This window comes from Anoxybacillus sp. FSL W8-0104 (assembly GCF_038004465.1).
Taxonomy (GTDB): Bacteria; Bacillota; Bacilli; order Bacillales; family Anoxybacillaceae; genus Anoxybacillus; species Anoxybacillus flavithermus_G.
In genome coordinates, this window is sequence record NZ_JBBOQU010000001.1 from 2,738,058 (window position 1) to 2,757,776 (window position 19,719).

At 40.8% G+C, this 19,719-nt stretch carries 21 protein-coding genes; 6 read left to right on the plus strand and 15 right to left on the minus strand.

The genetic code is table 11. The features are described 5' to 3' along the window. Both NST18_RS14640 and NST18_RS14645 read right to left on the minus strand, forming a co-directional pair. Window positions 1-942 carry a sugar-binding transcriptional regulator gene (locus NST18_RS14640; protein WP_004893156.1) on the minus strand — a complete coding sequence of 314 codons (942 nt, stop codon included), beginning with the start codon at window positions 940-942 and terminating at the stop codon, window positions 1-3. A gap of 128 nt (window positions 943-1,070) precedes the next feature. Then, complete coding sequence (locus NST18_RS14645) at window positions 1,071-2,036, minus strand: aminoimidazole riboside kinase (protein WP_035019035.1); 966 nt, start codon at window positions 2,034-2,036, stop codon at window positions 1,071-1,073. Window positions 2,037-2,134: 98 nt separating this feature from the next. On the opposite strand from NST18_RS14645, the gene NST18_RS14650 reads away from it, so the two are divergent. Together NST18_RS14650 and ald are read left to right on the plus strand one after the other, a co-directional pair. Then, window positions 2,135-3,364 (plus strand): PucR family transcriptional regulator, encoded by a 1,230-nt coding sequence (locus NST18_RS14650; RefSeq protein ID WP_340721603.1) that lies wholly within the window; start codon window positions 2,135-2,137, stop codon window positions 3,362-3,364. Between the two features lie 120 nt (window positions 3,365-3,484). Continuing rightward, window positions 3,485-4,615 carry an alanine dehydrogenase gene (gene ald, locus NST18_RS14655; RefSeq protein WP_088223573.1) on the plus strand — a complete coding sequence of 377 codons (1,131 nt, stop codon included), beginning with the start codon at window positions 3,485-3,487 and terminating at the stop codon, window positions 4,613-4,615. 39 nt (window positions 4,616-4,654) lie between these two features. Here ald and NST18_RS14660 read toward each other — a convergent pair whose 3' ends face one another. The 3 genes from NST18_RS14660 to NST18_RS14670 form a co-directional block, all read right to left on the minus strand. Beyond that, on the minus strand, window positions 4,655-5,377 hold the full coding sequence (locus NST18_RS14660) for an amino acid ABC transporter ATP-binding protein (protein WP_004893164.1): 723 nt from the start codon (window positions 5,375-5,377) through the stop codon (window positions 4,655-4,657). Further along, the gene (locus NST18_RS14665) at window positions 5,374-6,027 is read right to left on the minus strand and encodes an amino acid ABC transporter permease (protein ID WP_004893165.1); all 654 of its coding nucleotides are present in this window, start codon (window positions 6,025-6,027) and stop codon (window positions 5,374-5,376) included. The genes NST18_RS14660 and NST18_RS14665 overlap by 4 nt, the downstream gene beginning before the upstream one ends. Before the next feature lie 66 nt (window positions 6,028-6,093). Continuing rightward, complete coding sequence (locus NST18_RS14670; protein WP_004893166.1) at window positions 6,094-6,900, minus strand: basic amino acid ABC transporter substrate-binding protein; 807 nt, start codon at window positions 6,898-6,900, stop codon at window positions 6,094-6,096. A 300-nt stretch (window positions 6,901-7,200) separates the two neighbouring features. Here NST18_RS14670 and pflB point away from each other — a divergent pair, with 300 nt between their 5' ends. Together pflB and pflA are read left to right on the plus strand one after the other, a co-directional pair. Further along, a complete protein-coding gene (pflB, locus tag NST18_RS14675) occupies window positions 7,201-9,429 on the plus strand; it encodes a formate C-acetyltransferase (RefSeq protein ID WP_413432318.1) in 2,229 nt (742 codons plus the stop codon). A 51-nt stretch (window positions 9,430-9,480) separates the two neighbouring features. Continuing rightward, window positions 9,481-10,209 (plus strand): pyruvate formate-lyase-activating protein, encoded by a 729-nt coding sequence (gene pflA, locus NST18_RS14680; protein WP_004893168.1) that lies wholly within the window; start codon window positions 9,481-9,483, stop codon window positions 10,207-10,209. An 8-nt stretch (window positions 10,210-10,217) separates the two neighbouring features. Here pflA and pgmB read toward each other — a convergent pair whose 3' ends face one another. The 5 genes from pgmB to NST18_RS14705 form a co-directional block, all read right to left on the minus strand. Continuing rightward, entirely contained in the window at window positions 10,218-10,883 is a 666-nt protein-coding gene (pgmB, locus tag NST18_RS14685; protein WP_004893169.1) for a beta-phosphoglucomutase, read from the minus strand. Next, window positions 10,876-11,592 (minus strand): TrmH family RNA methyltransferase, encoded by a 717-nt coding sequence (locus tag NST18_RS14690; RefSeq protein ID WP_004893170.1) that lies wholly within the window; start codon window positions 11,590-11,592, stop codon window positions 10,876-10,878. The genes pgmB and NST18_RS14690 overlap by 8 nt, the downstream gene beginning before the upstream one ends. A gap of 18 nt (window positions 11,593-11,610) precedes the next feature. Next, window positions 11,611-12,093: a Cys-tRNA(Pro) deacylase gene (gene ybaK, locus NST18_RS14695; protein ID WP_035019037.1), complete on the minus strand. Its 483-nt coding sequence runs from the start codon at window positions 12,091-12,093 to the stop codon at window positions 11,611-11,613. 69 nt (window positions 12,094-12,162) lie between these two features. Next, window positions 12,163-13,032 carry a DUF3298 and DUF4163 domain-containing protein gene (locus tag NST18_RS14700; protein ID WP_004893175.1) on the minus strand — a complete coding sequence of 290 codons (870 nt, stop codon included), beginning with the start codon at window positions 13,030-13,032 and terminating at the stop codon, window positions 12,163-12,165. Further along, a complete protein-coding gene (locus tag NST18_RS14705) occupies window positions 13,016-13,510 on the minus strand; it encodes an RNA polymerase sigma factor (RefSeq protein ID WP_004893176.1) in 495 nt (164 codons plus the stop codon). Before NST18_RS14705 ends, NST18_RS14700 begins: the two co-directional genes overlap by 17 nt. 268 nt (window positions 13,511-13,778) lie before the next feature. Here NST18_RS14705 and tnpC point away from each other — a divergent pair, with 268 nt between their 5' ends. Continuing rightward, entirely contained in the window at window positions 13,779-15,227 is a 1,449-nt protein-coding gene (gene tnpC / locus NST18_RS14710; RefSeq protein WP_340721604.1) for an IS66 family transposase, read from the plus strand. Window positions 15,228-15,329: 102 nt separating this feature from the next. Here the strand turns inward: tnpC and NST18_RS14715 are convergent, their stop codons facing one another. The 5 genes from NST18_RS14715 to NST18_RS14735 all read right to left on the minus strand — a co-directional run bounded on the left by NST18_RS14715 (window position 15,330) and on the right by NST18_RS14735 (window position 19,343). Then, complete coding sequence (locus NST18_RS14715; protein ID WP_064214270.1) at window positions 15,330-15,740, minus strand: hypothetical protein; 411 nt, start codon at window positions 15,738-15,740, stop codon at window positions 15,330-15,332. Window positions 15,741-15,745: 5 nt separating this feature from the next. Continuing rightward, on the minus strand, window positions 15,746-16,426 hold the full coding sequence (locus NST18_RS14720) for an ABC transporter ATP-binding protein (protein WP_004893179.1): 681 nt from the start codon (window positions 16,424-16,426) through the stop codon (window positions 15,746-15,748). 4 nt (window positions 16,427-16,430) lie between these two features. After that, window positions 16,431-17,729, minus strand: coding sequence for an ABC transporter permease (locus tag NST18_RS14725; protein ID WP_035019039.1), 1,299 nt, complete (start codon window positions 17,727-17,729; stop codon window positions 16,431-16,433). A gap of 18 nt (window positions 17,730-17,747) precedes the next feature. Beyond that, a complete protein-coding gene (locus NST18_RS14730) occupies window positions 17,748-18,890 on the minus strand; it encodes an ABC transporter permease (RefSeq protein ID WP_338135671.1) in 1,143 nt (380 codons plus the stop codon). 66 nt (window positions 18,891-18,956) lie between these two features. Then, window positions 18,957-19,343, minus strand: a complete 387-nt coding sequence (locus NST18_RS14735; protein ID WP_035019298.1) for a hypothetical protein — start codon at window positions 19,341-19,343, stop codon at window positions 18,957-18,959. Between the two features lie 194 nt (window positions 19,344-19,537). Here NST18_RS14735 and NST18_RS14740 point away from each other — a divergent pair, with 194 nt between their 5' ends. Then, complete coding sequence (locus NST18_RS14740; protein ID WP_003397145.1) at window positions 19,538-19,708, plus strand: hypothetical protein; 171 nt, start codon at window positions 19,538-19,540, stop codon at window positions 19,706-19,708. Window positions 19,709-19,719 lie beyond the last annotated feature (11 nt).

The following is a 19,719-nucleotide window of genomic DNA, read 5'->3' on the forward strand; positions in this document are numbered from 1 at the left end:
TTATTCTTTTTCTAACAAACATTCGGCAGTAAATTGATCTGTTACTAATACGTTTGCATATTTTCCTTTCAATGCTCCGTATATGCCTGCCACTTTATGAATACCTCCCGCAATCACAATCGAGTATTCCTTATTTTTCAACTCTTCTAACTCAATGCCAAGCGTGCGGGCATTTAACTCCTCGCTGCATAGCTTTCCGTTTTGATCAAAAAAGCGTGAACAAATGTCACCGACTGCTTTTGAATAAATCGTTTGCAAATCTTCTTCTGTAAAATAACCAAGCTGGAACAATAGCGACTCCGATTTAATTGATCCAATCGTAAATACAGCAATATTCGCTTGTCGACCGAGATCGAGAATTTTGCGAATATGGCGATCTGCCTCCATTGCCTGCTTAACAACGACATGATCGACGATGGCCGGGAGAGGCAAGTGATGTACCGTTGCATTGAATGCGCTTCCAAACAAATGTAAAATATCAGAAGCGAACGTATTCGTTTCCGACAAGCTGACGCCACCTTTTAATTGAACGACTTTGACGTCTTTCACATGCTTATGTTTAAGCTGTAACGCAACATGATACAGCGTCGTCCCCCATGTGACGCCGATGACATCTCCGTCTTTTACAATCGAACGTAAATATTCAGCCGCCTCTTTCCCTAAATATTTTTTAATAATGCCATCTTGATGTTCAGGAACGGATACAACAATTGCTTTTTTTAAATTGAACTTTTGTTCAAGTTGTGTTGCTAGCTGTTGAATATCTTCGGCAGGATCATTAATTTTAATTTCTACAATTCCTTCTTCTTTTGCTTGTTGTAGTAAACGTGACACCGTCGGCCGCGATACGCCAAGCTTTTTCGCAATATCGTTTTGATTGTAGTCTAGTAAATAATACAATTTCGCTGCTTCCACTACTTTTTTTAACTTATCTTGCTCCATCGCTTCATCACCTTTTGTCATTGAATGAAAAAGGAGCAACCTTCCATATTTGAAGGAATACTCCCTTTTCTTTCATCATACGAAAGCAGTTGATCATTTGACAAGCAAAAGTTTTAACATAATTTCTATTATTTCGACCAACCTTCTCGTAAAATTCGTTCGACTTCATCACGCGTCGGTAAAGCTGTCATCGCCCCTTTTGTTGATGCAGCTAGCGCCCCTGAAACACTCGCAAAACGCGCCATTTGTTCAACTTCCGCAAGCGACAAGTCGTCGATCGCCCCTTCTTGCTCATGCAAGCAATAAAGCATACCGGAAACAAACGCATCTCCTGCCCCTGTCGTATCCACCGCCTCTACTTTAAGCGCTGGGGTAAATACCGATCCTTCCCTCGTGAACGCATAACTTCCGTTTTCTCCTAGCGTGACGACAATAAGTGGAATGTTGTAGGAAGCAAGGGCATCTACACCTTTTTGAATATCTTCTTCCCCTGTAATAAATGTCAATTCCTCTTCGGAAATTTTCAATACGTCCGCTTCAGTTAACATAGATATAATCATTTCGCGAGCTTGTTGTTCGTTTTCCCACAGACCGAGACGTAAATTCGGGTCATACGAGACGATCATTCCATTTTCTTTAGCTAACATAACAGCCCGCTTTGTCGCGCTTCGTGCTGGTTCGCTAATAAGTGAAATAGAACCAAAATGGAAAATGCGATGCGTCAAAAATAACGACTCATCCACTTCCTTTTCGCTTAAAAAGCGATCGGCACTCGGATTAATGTAAAAATCAAAGCTTCGTTCTCCGTTTTCAGCTAACGTTACAAAAACGACACCTGTGCGAACATCATCACTAAATTGAAGGAAAGATGTATTCACTCCATATGCATCAAGCGTTTCTTTTAGAAAAACGCCTAATACATCGCGACCAACTTTCCCTAAAAACGTCGCTGGAACACCGAGCCGTGCAACACCGACCGCGACATTCGCTGGCGCCCCACCAGGACTTTTTTGGTAAACCCGATTTGTTGCATCGAGCGGAATAAAATCAATTAACGCTTCACCAAGACTAATAACTCCTTGCTTCATCATCATCCCTCCCATTCCATCGTAATACGTTTAATTATGCAAATGCAACGCACAAAAATAAAACGTGCTACAATGATCGTAAAACAACATACGAAACGGAGTGGATGTTTGTGAACCCTTTTGCCACTCATTTTGAAAGTTTAGAGGAGTTTGCCGATCGTGTGAGCGAGTTATTGCAATGTCCGATTACGATTGAAGATGCAAACCATCGCTTAATTGCTTACAGTGGACATGAGCATTATACCGATCCCGCCCGTACAGCGACCATCATTCATCGTCGTGTGCCCGAGCGCGTCATTAATAGTTTATGGCGCGAAGGGGTGATTCCAAAACTTTTACAAAGTGAGGAGCCTGTTCGTGTCGCCGAAATTTCAGAAGTAGGGCTAGGCAATCGCATCGCTATCTCGACTTGGAAAAATAAAGAGGTGCTCGGATTTATTTGGGCAATTGAAATGAATGAGCCGTGGACAGAACATCAGTTTGATTTGTTAAAACAAGCAGCGAAAGCAGCAAAAAATTTATTGTTGCAATTACAAATTCGCAAACATAAAAAAGAAGAGCGCATTCAAGAGTTTTTTTGGAAACTACTCACCGGACATTTTTCATCTTCCCATGACATCGTTGAACAATGCCATCAACTAAACGTACATGTGTATCCGTTTTTTTCTGTCGGCATTTTTCAATTTCAACAACACATTCAAACGCAAGTAGAGCGGCAAATTGATTACTTATTAAAAACGACGCAACAACTCGCTATTCCGCTTTATACGATTGATCATCAGCGGTTAATTGTGCTCGTTGCGCCAAGTTCGAACGTCTATGGAGAAGTACATATTGAACGATTTTTCCGTTCATTTATGACGCAAATGAAAGAACGATTTCGCGTTGACATTATGATGGGAGCATTCGGAAATGTATATGAATGCTATACAAAAATTGCTAAAAGCTACGAAGAAGCGCAAACGGTATTGAAAATGAAACGCGCCTTTCCTCATCAACTTGCGAATATTCAAAGTTATCAACATCTAGGCATGTATCAATTTTTTGATTTACTTTTTGAGAAAAAACGACATGGGGATTTCCACAACGCAGCACTCGAAAAGCTGAAACAATACGATGCACAGCATCATACAAACTTAGTTGAGACGATCGAAACGTATCTCGACTGTGACAGCAACGTCAACGAAACGGCGAAAACGCTCAATATTCACCCGAATACGCTCGCTTACCGTCTGAAGCGAATCAATGAAATCGGAAACATCGACCTAGGGAACATGAGCGAAAAAGTGAAACTATATATCGATATGAAATTAGACAAATATCGGACAACATAGCTTTTGTGGAAATCCACAAAAGCTCGTTTTTTCTTTCTCCCTTCTTAACAAACAACAAATGATAAAAACCGTTTATACTGTAGATAATACAAAAAGACAACATGAAAGGGGAAACAGCTTATGATTATTGGTGTTCCAAAGGAAATTAAAAATAACGAAAATCGTGTTGCCATTACACCTGCTGGCGTTATGTCATTTGTCAGCAATGGACATACTGTTATCATTGAGAAAGATGCAGGAGTTGGAAGCGGTTTTACAAATGAAGCATATGTGAATGCAGGGGCACAAATCATTGAGCGCGCTGCAGACGTTTGGGCGCAAGCGGATATGGTTATGAAAGTAAAAGAGCCGCTACCGAGCGAATACGAGTATTTCCGTCCAGGATTAGTGCTATTCACATACTTACATCTTGCTGCTGAGCCAGAGTTGGCACGTGCATTGAAAGAAAAGGGTGTCATTGCGATCGCTTATGAAACAGTACAAGTTGGTCGTACGTTGCCACTTTTAACACCGATGAGCGAAGTAGCAGGACGCATGGCAGCACAAATCGGTGCACAATTCCTTGAAAAACCAAAAGGCGGAAAAGGAATTCTTCTTTCAGGCGTTCCTGGCGTTAGTCGTGGAAAAGTAACGATTATCGGCGGTGGTGTCGTTGGAACAAACGCTGCGAAAGTTGCGATCGGCTTAGGCGCAAACGTAACAATTATCGACTTAAGCGCCGAACGTTTACGTGAACTTGATGATATTTTCGGAAGCCAAATTAATACGCTTATGTCTAATCCAATGAACATCGCGCAAGCTGTCGCCGAGTCCGACCTTGTGATCGGTGCCGTATTAATTCCTGGGGCGAAAGCGCCAAAACTTGTGACAGAAGAAATGGTAAAAGCGATGCAACCAGGCTCTGTCATCGTTGACGTAGCGATCGACCAAGGTGGCATTGCGGAAACGAGCGACCATGTGACAACACACGACAACCCAACATACGTGAAGCACGGCGTCGTTCACTATGCAGTCGCGAACATGCCAGGGGCGGTTCCACGCACCTCTACACTCGCATTGACAAACGTCACAATGCCGTACGCACTACAAATTGCAAACAAGGGCGTGCAAAAAGCTGTTGCGGACAACCCGGCATTACGCCTCGGTGTAAACGTCGCAAACGGAGAAATCACATACGAAGCAGTCGCACGCGACCTCGGTTACGATTACGTTCCGGTCGAAGTAGCTTTGGAAAAGCAACTATTAGCATAAAAAAACAAAAGGTGTCTTGACAAACTGGACACCTTTTTCCTATAACACTTTGGATAAAAACGACTTCGTTCGCTCATGTTGTGGCGCATCAAAAATTTGTTGTGGCGTTCCTTCTTCTACGATCACTCCACCGTCCATGAAGAGCACACGATCCCCAACTTCACGAGCAAATCCCATTTCATGTGTCACGACGACCATCGTCATTCCTTCTTTTGCTAGTTGTTTCATGACGGCAAGCACTTCCCCGACCATTTCGGGATCGAGCGCAGACGTCGGCTCGTCAAATAACATCACCTTCGGCTCCATCGCAAGCGCACGAGCGATCGCGACACGCTGTGCCTGTCCACCTGATAATGAATCTGGATATACGTTCGCCTTATCTTGTAAACCGACTTTCGCAAGCAATTGTAGCGCTTTTTCTTCCGCTTTTTCCTTTGGCCATTTGCGCACTTTCATCGGGGCGAGTGTGATGTTATCCAGCACCGTCATATGCGGAAATAAATTGAATCGTTGAAATACCATTCCTACTTCTTCGCGCACTTTATTTAAATCCGTTTTCGGATCTTTTAAACGAAATCCATCGATGATAATATCGCCTTCATCGAAATCTTCAAGCATGTTTAAACAACGTAAAAATGTCGATTTTCCTGAACCGGAAGGACCAATGACAACGACAACTTCTTTTTCACGAATATGCACGTCAATTCCTTTTAACACATGTAGCGATCCGTACGATTTTTTTAAGTTGGTCACTTGAATCATGCATCATACCTTCTTTCTAACCAGTGTAGCAACTTGCTTAGCGAAAGAGTGAGAATTAAATAAATAAGGGCAACAGTTAAGTAAGGCTCCCAAACGCGATAATATTGCCCTTGCATCGCTCGTCCCCAATACATAAGCTCAGGTGCCGCAATAATTGCTGCAAGTGATGAATCTTTAATAAGAACGACAAATTCGTTGCCAAGCGGCGGAATCATTCGCTTAATCGCTTGCGGTAAAATGATGTAACGCATCGCTTGTACATGTGTCATACCGAGCGAGCGAGCTGCTTCCATTTGACCACGATCGATCGATTGAATGCCGGCCCGAAAAATTTCTGCGATATACGCAGCGGCATTTAAAGATAAGGAAATCGCTCCTGATACGAGAGGATTCGGTTGAGAGGTAAAAATAGGCATCACACCGAAATGAATAAGTAAAATTTGTACAAATAATGGCGTGCCACGGAAAAAATGAACGTACCAATCAAACGGAAGACGAATGAAGCGGTTTTGAACCATTTTTCCAAGCCCAATCACTAACCCGAGCACCGTACCAAAGACGATACCGACTAATGATAGGCCGATCGTCCACAATACCCCTTTAAGAAAGAACGGCGCATATTCAACTACAATATCAAAACGAAAATCCATATGTCTCACCTTTCCCTTTGAAAAAGTTGCGTAACCGGGGACAGTTACGCAACTTTTACATCCATGTTATTGCTGTTGTTGTAATGATTCAATATTCGGCTCTGTGCCAAACCACTTTTTATAAATTTCTGTATACGTGCCATTTTCAATGACTTTTTTCAACGCTTCGTCTACTTTTTGTTTGAGTTCGCTACCTTTCGGGAACATAAAACCGTAAAATTCGGATTCAAAATGATCTGGATCTTCAAATGCCACGATTTTTGCATCTGGATTATTTTTTATATATTCGTTTGCGACAGCATTGTCCGTCACAACAGCTTCCACACCGCCGTTTAATAAGTCCATAATTGCGACGACTGTATCCTCGAACTTTTTAATATTTTTATTCTCTTTTCCTAAAATTTTTTCAACCGCTTCTTGTCCTGTTGTCCCGTTTTGCACACCGACTACTTTTCCTTGTAAATCTTTCGCGCTTTTAATCGAACTTCCTTCTTTGACAAGAATCATATGTGTCGATTCAAAGTACGGAATAGAGAAGTCGTATGTTTTTTTCCGATCATCGTTGATCGTAATACCGGAAACGGCCATATCCGCTGTTTTTCCTTGAATGGCTGCAAATAACGGATCCCAACCGATGCCTTTTAATTCATATTCTAGTCCAGCCTCGTCCATTACCGCTTTTAATAAATCAATATCAAAACCGACAATTTCTCCTTTATCCATGTACTCAAACGGCGCAAATGATGGATTTGTCACAACGGTAATTTTCTTTTTCTGTTCCTTTGATGTCGTCTTTTCTGTCGAACCGCCGCATCCGACAAGCGCGAACATAAGTATAAAAACAAGTGTTGCAATCATTCCTTTTTTTATCATTGTTACTCCCCCTTACTATTTGCTGTAAAACAATGAGTATCTTTGTATAAACATGCTATGTTCTTCATGTTTCACATATTATCAGCTTTTTATTTTTTATGCAACAAATTTTATAAAAATAATTTTTTGAAAAATATTTATTTTAGAAAATGTTTTTGATCAACATTTCACAAATTTGTCATCATTTCATCCCTCCATCTTTGTAAAGAAGTAGTATTCTTTATATAGGGGGTACTATTCCTTAATGATAATGATTGGGAGGAGATTATGATGGCGCTACTTACTGTGAACGAAGCTTTAATGGACGCTTGGAGAACGTTCAAAGGCGATAAGTGGAAAAAAGAAATTGACGTTCGCGATTTTATTTTAAATAACGTAACCGTTTACACAGGGGATGAATCGTTTTTACAAGGTCCAACTGAAGCGACAAAAACACTTTGGGAACAAGTGATGAAACTTTCAAAACTTGAACGCGAAAAAGGCGGCGTTCTCAATATGGATACGGAAATCGTATCGACCATTACATCGCACGGACCTGGCTATTTAAATAAAGAACTTGAAAAAGTTGTCGGTTTTCAAACAGACGAACCGTTTAAACGGGCACTTATGCCATTTGGTGGCATTCGCATGGCGGAGCAGGCGTGCGAAGCTTACGGATATGAAGTGAGCGATGACGTAAAGAAAATTTTTACTCAATATCGTAAAACGCATAACCAAGGCGTATTTGACGTGTATACGGACGAAATGAAAGCGGCGCGCAAAGCAGGCATCATTACAGGGCTTCCTGACGCCTATGGACGCGGCCGCATTATCGGAGACTATCGCCGCGTTGCTTTATACGGCGTTGATCGTTTAATTGAAGAAAAGAAAAAAGACTTACGAAATACAGGTGCGCGTACAATGAGCGAAGACATTATTCGTCTCCGCGAAGAACTAGCAGAGCAAATTCGCGCCCTCCAAGAACTAAAAGAAATGGCGGCAAGCTACGGCTACGATATTTCAAAGCCGGCGCGCAACGCACACGAAGCGTTCCAATGGTTATATTTCGCTTATCTTGCGGCGATTAAAGAACAAAACGGTGCAGCAATGAGTTTAGGTCGCGTTTCTACGTTTTTAGATATTTATATCGAACGCGACTTGCAAGAAGGGACATTAACAGAACGGGAAGCACAAGAGCTCGTTGACCATTTCGTTATGAAGTTACGCCTCGTCAAATTCGCGCGAACACCAGAATATAATGAGCTATTTAGCGGCGACCCAACGTGGGTAACCGAGTCGATCGGCGGTGTCGCGATTGACGGCCGTCCGCTTGTGACGAAAAACTCATTCCGCTTCTTGCATACGCTTGATAACTTAGGTCCAGCGCCAGAACCAAACTTAACGGTTCTTTGGTCGACAAAATTACCAGAAGCGTTCAAAAAATATTGCGCGAAAATGTCGATTCAAACAAGCTCTATCCAATATGAAAATGACGATTTAATGCGCCCTGAGTTCGGCGATGACTACGGCATTGCGTGCTGCGTATCCGCGATGCGCATCGGTAAACAAATGCAATTTTTCGGCGCGCGCGCAAACCTTGCGAAAGCATTATTATATGCGATTAATGGCGGCGTAGATGAAAAATTAAAAGTGCAAATCGGTCCAGAATTTGCGCCAATCACATCTGAATACTTAGATTACGATGAAGTGATGCGCAAATTTGACAACGTCATGGAATGGCTAGCTGAGTTGTACATTAATACGTTAAACGTCATCCACTACATGCACGATAAATATTGTTATGAGCGCATTGAAATGGCGCTTCATGATACAAACGTCATGCGCACGATGGCAACGGGAATTGCTGGTCTTTCTGTCGTCGCTGACTCACTTAGCGCAATTAAATATGCAAAAGTAAAAACGATTCGCGACGAAAATGGCTTAGCGGTCGACTTTGAAATTGAAGGCGACTTCCCGAAATATGGAAACAACGATGATCGCGTCGATTCAATTGCAGTCGATATTGTTGAGCGCTTTATGACAAAATTGCGCAAACATAAAACGTATCGCGATTCAAAACATACAACATCGATCTTAACAATCACGTCAAACGTCGTCTATGGGAAAAAGACAGGAAATACACCTGACGGCCGTCGCGCAGGCGAACCGTTTGCACCTGGCGCTAACCCGTTGCACGGCCGCGACACAAAAGGTGCGCTTGCGTCGTTAAGCTCTGTCGCAAAATTACCGTATGAATATGCATTAGATGGCATTTCAAACACGTTCTCAATCGTGCCAAAAGCACTCGGTAAAGATGATGCAACACGCGTTCAAAACCTTGTGGCAATTTTAGACGGATATGCTAAAAAACGCGGTCACCATTTGAACATCAACGTCTTTAACCGCGAAACGTTGCTCGATGCGATGGAACATCCTGAAAAATATCCGCAACTAACGATTCGCGTATCAGGTTATGCGGTGAACTTTATTAAATTAACACGTGAACAACAAATTGATGTCATTAATCGGACGTTCCATGAAACAATGTGACGCGGAAGCTCCCACGATGCGTGGGAGCTTTCTACCTAGGAGGCAAACATCATGAACGGATTTATTCATTCGATTGAATCGTGCGGAACAGTTGATGGTCCTGGCATTCGTTATGTCATTTTCACCCAAGGCTGTTTATTGCGTTGTCAATATTGCCACAACGCAGATACGTGGGAAATTGGCAAAGGAAAGCAAATGTCCGTCGATGAAATCATCGCTGATGCCCAAACATACTTGCCTTTTATGCAAGCATCCGGTGGTGGAATAACGGTCAGCGGTGGCGAACCGCTTTTACAAATCGATTTTCTCATTGAATTATTTAAACGATGTAAAGAGCTTGGCATTCATACAACGATTGATTCTTCAGGCGGCTGTTATACCGAGGAAGAAACGTTCCAACGAAAGCTAGATGAGTTGCTGAAGTATACGGATTTAATTTTGCTAGATTTAAAACATATCGATGAAAAAAAACATCGTAAACTAACAGGAAAAACGAATGAACATATTTTAGCGTTTGCGCGCCTACTATCAGAGCGAAACGTACCCGTTTGGATTCGTCATGTGCTCGTTCCAACCGTCACAGACGATGAAGAAGATTTACGTCGCTTAGCTGCATTCATTCGCACATTAGACAACGTCGAAAAAATTGAAGTGCTCCCATATCATCAACTAGGTGTATACAAATGGAAAGCGCTCGGACTGACGTATCCGCTTGAAGGCATCCCGACACCATCAGAAGAAAGTGTTGAAAAAGCAAAACAAATATTAGGCGTAAAATAAGCTGGTCGTCATTGACCAGCTTTTTGCATAAACCGTTTTTTTAACTCGTCCCACGTCAATTGTGTTGTCTGTTGCACGAGCCAGTCTGGAGATAAAGATGCTAAATGATTCCCGATACCGACGGAAAACATATTTGTTTGCTTAATCGCTTTCATTCCTGCCTCACCATCTTCAATGGCAACACAAAAGCGCGGATCGACATAAAGATGTTTAGCGGCCGTTAAAAAGATTTCTGGATCGGGCTTCATGCGCGTAATTGTTTTTACGTCGACGATGACGTCGAAAAATGAACGCACACCAAGCCGCTCAACAACTACACTTGCATTTGAACTTGACGATGCGAGCGCCATCGGGACGCCGTCGCGCTGAATGTCGCAAAGAAGATCCCACATTCCCGGCAACACGTCGCTCGGCGACAATTGCTCGATCAACACACGATAATATTGACCGCGCCGGTCGCCAAGGGCTCGCTTTTCTTCTTCCGACCATTCACGCGCCTTTTCTCCAAGAAGCGCCTCAACCATCGCCTGTCTGCTCATACCTTGAAGCTTTTGATTGAGCTGTCGATCAAACGGCACTCCGATTTCATCGGCGACACGTTTTGTCGCGATATAATATAGCTCAACCGTATCTGCAATGACGCCATCTAAATCAAAAATAACTGCTTTAATCATTGCGTCCTCCCATTTGACTTTCCACCATTTTTCTTAGTCGTGGGCTAAGTGAAAGCTTCATCCAATGTTCATATATTTCTTTCTTTTCCGCTAGCGACAGATGATAGCGCTCGTTCACCACTTGTTTCGCCCGCTTCGTCACATCGTAAAGAGAAATAGCTGCTGCAACGGAAATATTGAAACTTTGCACAAATCCATTCATCGGAATGACGAACTTTCCATCTGCCAAAGCAAGCGCCTCTTCTGATACGCCACGATGCTCATTTCCGAACAAAAGCACTGTCGGCTTCGCTACGTCAATTTGTTCAAGCGGAATTGTTCCTTCTCCTAAATAACTCGCATATACTTGATAGCCGTTTTGTTGGAGATGGTGAATTGCCCGCTCAATCGATGAATGTTTATGCACGGTTAACCATTTGTCCGCATGTCGCGTCACCCATTTATTCGGTTCAAATGGAGCCGTTCCGGTGACGACATGAACGTCTTGAATACCGAACGCTTCCGCTGAACGCAACACGGCTGCTTGATTGTGTGGGTCGTCTACCGCTTCCGTCAAAATGGTAATGTACCTCGTCCGTTCGCTTAACACATCGTACATCCGCTTTAAGCGACTTGGCAAAATCATTTCCCAAAGCAAGCGATTGTCGTCAGTTAACAATCCTTCTTCTATACGTTGTGCTAACCATTGTTGTTCTTCCTCTTTTGCCATTCGCATGCGTCAACCCTCCTACACTTTAATGACATGTGCGGTTTTCCCATTTGTCAACTTTAATAAGTCTTGAACAGAAAGTTTCATTTGCATGCCGATTTTCCCTGCGCTCACAATGATTTGCTCGTGCAAAAGCGCCGATTCGTCGACATATGTGGCATATAGTTTTTTCATCCCAATTGGCGAGCAACCGCCACGCACATACCCTGTCATTTTTTCAATGTCCGCCACAGGCAACATATGCACGCTTTTTTCACCGACAACAGCCGCCGCTTTCTTCAAATCCAACTCCGCTGCGACAGGGATGACGAACACATAAAGTTGTCCGCTCGTCCCTTTTGTCACAAGCGTTTTATATACAATCTCTTCACGTTGTCCAATTTTTTTCGCAACCGATCTCCCATCAATTTGCCCATCGTCATAGTCATAAGTGAGCAATTCATATGGCACACGTGCGCGATCGAGCATGCGCACAGCATTCGTCTTCGTTTGTTTCACCATCCGTCCCTCGCTTTCCCCTATTAGTGTACCATAAACAAAAAGAAGGGACACATCTCTAAACCACTTCCATTAGTAGATATATTCGTTGCTAACCAGCAAGTGCTTTAGTAGCTCTGTCGGGACAACAAACTCTAGCACACCCATATATCCCGGAGCGATTGTATACTCATCAAATACGATGACAAGTTTGCGGTCTTTGTTGATATAAAACGATTGATTCGGATCTATATTTGTAAATTGATCAATCCAGTATACTTTATTTTCATCCTCCTTCATATCTACCATCATCTTCTTTTTAATATATCTGCTAATGACATTCACATATTCATCATTTTTGAATAAACTAGGAAGAGTAATTAAAATCTCTCTTCTTTTATCAACGGTATCGAAACGCATCTTAGTAGACGCGGAAGCAGCTACTTCAGTTACATATCTAGCAATAGATAAAATTCCATCATCATCTGTTTTTATCTCATATCCCATATCAAGAGACCGATTGACTTGTGTACTGCTCCTTCTTATTTCATCGATTTCTTTCATAAACTGATCATATAATTGTTTATTCTCCAATATGTACTTCTCATTCAAAAAATTTGACAACTTTTCGTTTTCCAGTCCTTCGATATGTGGTGTACTCATATGCACAGCGTATTTTTCATTATCACTTTCGAAATGGATAGAATAGAAAGTCACTACCTTAATAATATCTCTTAATATGGGCAGCTCTCTAACCATCGCTTTTGCCATAGAAGGCGATGCGTTGACAGCTCCCACAAATGAAAAAACAATTGCTGCTGCTGATAAAAAAAACATTTTAGCAACCTTTTTTCTTGAGCGCTTTTTGTGATGAAGCAAAACAGCTTTATTTACAGTTTCATTCAATAGTGGAGGAATCGAAATGCGCTCATACTCATTTTTCCAATCATTTATCCGTTTCATATGATTCGCTCACCTTTCCTTTCATTTTTCTTAGAGCCGCATACAGTTTTGTTTTTACAGTACTTTTGTTCATGTCGAGAATTTCAGAAATATCTTCAATTCTCATATCTTCAAAAAATCGTAGCTTGATAATTGTTTGTTCGATAGGTGATAACATAGATATCGCTTCCGTGACGCACAGAGAAGTGGAATAGTCTACCAAATACCATTTTTCTACTTTACAATCAGAAACGTACATTTTCTTTCTTTTTTTTAAGTAATCGAGTGATGTATGAACGACAATTTTATAAAACCACGTCTTTAGAGATCCGATATCTTTCAATGTCTTTGAATAGCGAAGAGCTTTCACTATTGAATCGTGTACAACGTCAAGCGCATCTTGCTCGTTTTGTACGTAGCTGTACGCAAGTCTATAACACCGCTCTTGATTTTGCATAATAAAATCAATGATATGTTGCTCATTCCTTTCACCCGTCATAGTACTATAGCTTCCTCCAATCTTTTTACTCGATGATGCGCATCATCTTCTATAATTAAGGACAATCTACATATGCAAAAAGTTTTATCTATAAAATTTTTAAAAATAAAAAAAGAGGTTTCTTACAGGTACCTCCCATACATGTTTATTAAACAAATATATTTCTATTGAAAGAACGTAACTATTCAGCCACATCATAAAGTGAGCTGAATATTTTTTGCTTTTCCTGTCCATGATGTGAATATTGATAGACAAGGAGGTGAATCGCATGTTGACGGTACAACAAGCTGTATTTACAGTTGAAAGCTTAATCAGCAAAGTCCAACAACAAAAGCAGCTCATTACTCACCAACAACAAGTCATTGAGCAACTGTTGAAAGAAAACAAACAGCTACGCAAAGAAAATGAACAACTGAAGTATCGCGTTCAAGAGCTGGAAGCACGCACGAAAAAAAACAGCTCCAATAGCCATTTGCCCCCATCTTCTGACCGTTTTGCCAACACACGTTCTTCTCGTCAACCATCTGGCAACAAGCCAGGCGGACAAGAAGGACATCAAGGAACGACGCTCCGTCAAGTGGAACATCCACATCATCGTGTCGTCCACCGTGTGCATACGTGTCAAGGATGTGGGTCTTCTTTGCGTGAAGTCAAACCGTTCAAAGTCGATATCCGTCAAGTGTTTGATGTCCCTCCTGTGGCGATCGAGGTGACACAACATGAACGTGAAGTGAAATCGTGTCCGCATTGTCGATGTGTTCAACAAGCCGAATTCCCATCCCATGTCACGAATCATGTGCAATACGGTCCACGGCTCACGGCGCTCGCTGTTTATTTACATCATATCCAATTGATCCCTTACAAGCGTTTAAGTGATACAATCGAAGCGTTATATCAACACTCGATTAGTACAGGAACCCTTGCCAATATGGTGAAACGAGGACGCGAATCGCTGGAATCAAATATGGACATCATCGAAGACGCCTTACTTGAATCCAACATCCTGCATGTCGATGAAACAAGTTTGCGCATCAAGGGGAAACTCGCATGGGTGCATGTCGCGTGCACATCGAAATATACGTACTTGGCTCCTCACGCTTCTCATGGAAAAAAAGCGACCGATGATATCGGGATTCTTCCCCGATATGAAGGGACGATGATGCACGATGCGTTCGGTACATATCCGAAATACACACATGCCACCCATGCCCTTTGTCATGACCACCATTTGCGTGAGTTAAAAGGATTCATCGAACAAGGGAATACGTGGGCGATGCGCATGACGACGTTTCTGTTAGCCGCCAAACAAGCCGTCGAAGCCCATCACGGTGCACTTTCCGAAGAAGAAGCGAGACGGTGGGAACGAGTGTATGATCGCATCCTAGAAAGAGCACAACACCGATTGGAAACGGCGACGCCTCTTCCGAAAAAAGCACTCGCTTTTGTTCGACGCCTTCAAAAACGAAAGGAAGAAGCGTTGCGTTTCTTACGTGAAGTGCATGTTCCCTTTGACAACAACCAAGCCGAACGCGATCTTCGCATGGTTAAAGTCAAAGAGAACATTTCGGGTACATTTCGCGAAGAAACATTCGCCCAGTCTTTTTGCATCACAAGAAGCATCGTTTCCACACTGACGAAACACGAAAAAAACGTGTGGGATTCGTTATGTCTTCTGTTGACAGGCGAAACGCTCGATCGTGTTCTTTCTACCACTTAAGGCATTTTCTATTACGGGGATGCCCTATTTGTGTTGGGTTTCTTTACATACTACTATCGGGATGAATAGTTACGAAAGAACAACCATCGAAGCGCGACCGTCTCATTCAATGCTTTTTAATAAGAGTATATATTTTCCATCTGTATCTTTGTTTGTGTAATATTTCGCCCTCCATACTCCTTTTTGTGGTGTTATATTCAATTGCTTATTTAACGGTTGCGTAGCCGTGACTTCTCCTCGATCGATGATATTTCCTTTTGGATCATACAGTTCATATATCAAACTACCGCCTTTGAGCTGAATGCGATGGTCAATATGCAACTTTTCGTACTTTATTTTATTCACCTCAATGGTTGCTTCGAAAACACGATATTTTTCCTCATACTGTTCAGGTAAAAATAATCCTTCTGCGGATGATTCAAATGTCTCTTTGTATATGAACGTATAATACAATATGCCTAACAAAACAATAAACGTAAGACTGCCGAACAAAAGCAACAACTTTTTGCTCATTCACACTACCCCTTTCCCTTATCTAGCTGAATGCATCCATCACTAAGATAAATCATCCGATTAGCATAAGAAGCTATTTTTTCATCATGTGTAATGACAATGATACATTTCCCCTCTTCGTTCATTTGTTGAAGGAGCTCCATTACTTTCTCACCATTTTGACGATCAAGCGATCCTGTCGGTTCATCAGCTAAAACGATGTTCGTTTCCGCTACCATCGCCCTTGCAATGGCAACACGTTGTTTTTGTCCCCCCGATAGCTTAGAAACATTCTTTTGTCGCAAATGAAAAATGCCAAGCTTGTTTAAGTAATATTCAACTTTTTCGCGTCGCTCCTTTTTTGACATGTTTCGTTTTAATAATGGGAGTTCAACGTTTTCAAATACAGTGAAGTTTGTCATTAATGCGAATTGTTGGAAAATGAAGCTAACCTTTTTATTGCGAATATCGCTTAGCTGTCTGTCATTTAATCTCGTTACATCTTCCCCTTCAAGTCGATATACTCCTTCTGTCGGGACATCCATACATCCGATAATATTTAATAAAGTCGATTTTCCCGATCCAGAAGGTCCCATAATTGAAATAAACTCTCCACGTTCAATTTGTAGACTTACCTGACTTAGTGCCTTCGTCGCGTATTCATCCTTACCATATATTTTTGTTACATTTTGTAATTCAATGAACATCTATTTATTCCCTCCCTTCCACCAAATTGCGCAATACTAATTTATTTACGTTCCAAAGTGGAATAAATGAAGATAGCAAAACTATAAAACATGAAACAACCATAATTTTTACGTACAACGACCAAGTGAACGCTTGCAAACGAATGTTATATTCAAAAAATGTATCTTGCCATTCTGTCCAATAACTTAGCACAACACCGATAATGGCTGAAGTCATCACAAGTAAAAACAATTCCATCACAACTATTCGCCTGATATCACGTTTGCTTGCCCCAGTCACCATCATGACCCCAATATCGTATTTACGTGCTTGGATAGAAGATATCATCACAGAAATTACCCCAATGAGTGTAACAACAACGAAAAACAAGCCAACCATAAAAGTAAATCGGGCGCTTTGTTTTGTATTATTTTTATACTCTTTCATCTCATTGGAAATTGTTTTTAACGTCGGATAAATACCAAGCTCTTTCCCTTTCTGTTCGATAGTTTTCTCGACAGATGAAAACTCCCGCTTATCAGATAACTGCAAAAATAGGTTGTTTAGCCGCACTGCAACATCCATCGGTCTTCCATCTCTTTCCTCAGGAAAATATGGAGCGACAAAAAAACGATCTAGCTCATTCGCGTGATCAATAAGATAATCATTGGCGGATAACCATTTCGCCCCTTGTTCCAATATCCCAACGACTTCGTATGTAACAAAAAACGCATTCTCTCCTAATCCAGCTAGAGCTTGAAACCGATCTCCAATGTGAAATACATCGTGATAATCATATCCTATTAAAATAGGAATCACATCTTTGTTTGTTTTCTCAAAGTCCTCTTTGCTTAGTTCCCTTCCTTTCATTAATTGAAACTTTGAAAAAAGACGATATATGTCATAGTCGAAATATATAATTTTTGTACTATCTGTATATGATTCCATACGAGTATTTGCATACAATTGTTCATTTTTTCGCATGTATCGTTTTTTATTTACGAAGTTTTGTGGACTAATCGTCGTTTCTTCAAAAGATCCGTATCCCTTTACATTTGGTATTGTTTTTATAAATTTTTCAAGTTTGCGAAATCTCTCTACAAACCATTGACTATCGTCACCATCTGGAATAAACAATCGAATGGTCGTTTCTTCTTTCATATGCGTAACAGAAAATAGTTGTTTTTGTTGATAACGAATTGTCTCGATTGTGATCAGCGCATGATTGATGACCCAAAATGATACAATGAGTTGAACGATCATTAATACTATGATCCATTTTCTTTGCCACATGCTTTTCAAATTGAGTAGCATATACTTCATTTTTTATCTCCTCAATTTCTACTTTTTATGTATGACATGAATAGGTTGCACACGAAAAACACGAAAAGCTGGAACGATAATTGCAATTAGTGATGAGCAAAAAACAAATCCAATTGCTGCTGAAAAGTGCAACAAAGAAATGCGTAATGGGAATCCTACCCATTTTTCAAATATATGCTGAAATAGCCATTGCACACCATACCCAAAAACGACTGCAATACTACATAATACAACCATTTCACTAAAAATCATAAAAACGATGTCGCGATTCGTATATCCGAACGCTTTCCTTATTCCAATTTCATATATTCTCTCTTGTACCCAATAAAACGATAAATTCACAACATTAACTAAAGAAAGTAAGTAAATAAGAACGATAAGCATTAGGCGATCACCAATATCAATTCGGAACGATAACTGTGCTTCGTATGGAAAAGAATCAATGCTTGCTTGTGGAAATAACTTCTCTGCTTGCATACGAATAGATTTTTCATCCTTGTACGTATCTTTTTTAGCATTATAGAGTGTCAATGTAATTTGCTGCTGACTTAATAATTTACTAATAACACTCGGGGGTAATGACGTCATTGGAATAAGAACTTGTGAATCCAATAATCTTGAATTTTCTCCCGTTAGCCCAATTATCCCAATACACTTGTATCGCTCACCCGATAAGACAATATAGCGCTCATTCCCAATGATCGTTGTATCTTTTTCCCATTCGGATCCTATAAGAGCTACTTTCTCTCCCGTTCTTATTTCTTTCTCAGTAAAATAACGTCCTTCCTTTATAGGTAGACGGGGCTCAACAGACTCCCTTACATGTTCCGGGGTCACCATGATAGGCATGCCATCATGCAAAAGAGCCACACCTTCTAATATAATCCCTGTTTCCTGATCTATATTGTCAAACAATCGAAAAAGATCATTCCATGTTGGTTCATGTGAAAATGTCACCATTAGCTTTGTTGCATGTGGCGGAGCATACTGTTCAAGCTGTCTTTGAAGTAAATGAGAATAATTTATGCTAGAAATACCGATTGAAATCATCAGTAGTGATATAACTAAACCTAAAACGGCAAAGGCAGTTGTAAATGGATGAGCACGCCATTGACTCTTAAAAGATTGAAAGGACATATAAAAACCACCTTCCACAAACACGATAAATCAAAATGAAACGAAAATAAATAAGCATTAGGCTTATTTATTTTCGCTTTACAGAAGGTATCAATCATCACGTAATGAACGGACAACTAACTCTTTGTTCGTAGCTGTATCATTAATGGAATGGCGACTTTGATAGACATCTACACCTGTCCAAGAGTAAGTTGCTTGAGCCCATTCCTTATCCTCTTGATATTTGTATCCTTGCATTTTATTATTTTTCCACATTTCTAACCTTACAGCTACTTTGTAACCACTCTTAGGATTGACAAATTTTGTCTCCGCTACTGCATTATCATTATCAAATAAATTCCAATCAACATCCAACTTATAATTTGCTTGCAAACCTTTGTATTCTAATATCCCGCTCTGAACCTCAGCATATACATGCGCACCTGATAGTAAAGCCGTACAAAGACCTAAAGATGCAAGGGCAGTCTTAGTCTTCATTTTCAATTCAACATCCTCCCTTACGAAATATTCTCTTCTGAGCCGGCTCGCTTTCAGTCTATCACAAACTTCCATCCTATCATATCCGTATTTTCCGCAAATTTCATTGCGGAAAATACCTATTTTTCAAAAAATAAATGACAAATGTTTCATTATAAAGTAGAATTTTGTATAAAAAGAGGGGAAGATAAGAGATGGAAAAGAACTTATGGACAGTTATTCAGCAGCTATATACGAAAAAAGTTATTACACAAGAAGACTGGGATAACGCAAGAGTACAGCTTTCTTCTGACGCGTTTCTTTCACTTACAGAGTATTTTAACAATCAAGGGATAACTAAAGAAAAAGGAGATCAGTGGCTTTGACTTATATAGGA